The sequence below is a fragment of the Streptosporangium vulgare genome, from assembly GCF_042428775.1.
Classification (GTDB): Bacteria; Actinomycetota; Actinomycetes; order Streptosporangiales; family Streptosporangiaceae; genus Streptosporangium; species Streptosporangium vulgare.
This window is the reverse complement of sequence record NZ_JBHMBS010000173.1, coordinates 1-574: the sequence shown is the minus strand read 5'-3', so window position 1 is coordinate 574 and position 574 is coordinate 1. Positions and strand designations below refer to the sequence as shown.

1 pseudogene is annotated in these 574 nt (G+C 46.2%); it reads right to left on the bottom strand.

Annotation, left to right across the window (positions count from 1 at the left end):
- Positions 1-490 (bottom strand): annotated as a pseudogene (gene gcvA / locus ACFFRH_RS44985) (glycine cleavage system transcriptional regulator GcvA); the annotation flags it as partial.
- Positions 491-574 lie beyond the last annotated feature (84 nt).

Here is a 574-nt window from a genome sequence, read left to right as displayed (position 1 = left end):
ATTCGGCGTACAGTTTTTCCACCCGTAGCCCCGGCCAGTTGCCCCGACCATAAAATATCGCCACATCAACATCATCCGCCAGCTTATCTTCCTGACGATCAACCGCCTGGATTCGAACGTCAATTCCCGGATAAGCTGAATTAAAGCTGGAAAGTCGCGGAACCAACCAATGAATGGCGAAACTGGGGAGTAAACTGACCGTCAACGCCCCCTTGGCGCTACGGGCCTGGAGTTTACGCGTCGCTTCGGTTAATTGCGAAAATATCTCTTTGATATCGAGGAAATAGCTTTGCCCTTCCTCGGTCAGCAGGAGTGAACGATTACGGCGGCGGAACAGTTTTAGCCCCAAAAAATCCTCAAGAGACTTGATTTGATGACTTACTGCGGCTTGGGTCACAAAAAGCTCTTCTGCTGCGCGAGTGAAACTTAAATGGCGTGCTGCGGCATCAAAAACTCGTAAGGCATTTAGCGGTGGTAATCGTTTAGACATGGCTATTAAACTTTGATGTTAAATGAATTTAACAATTAGATCACACTATGTAACCTATTAGTTTTTTTAATCTGAGCCATTATA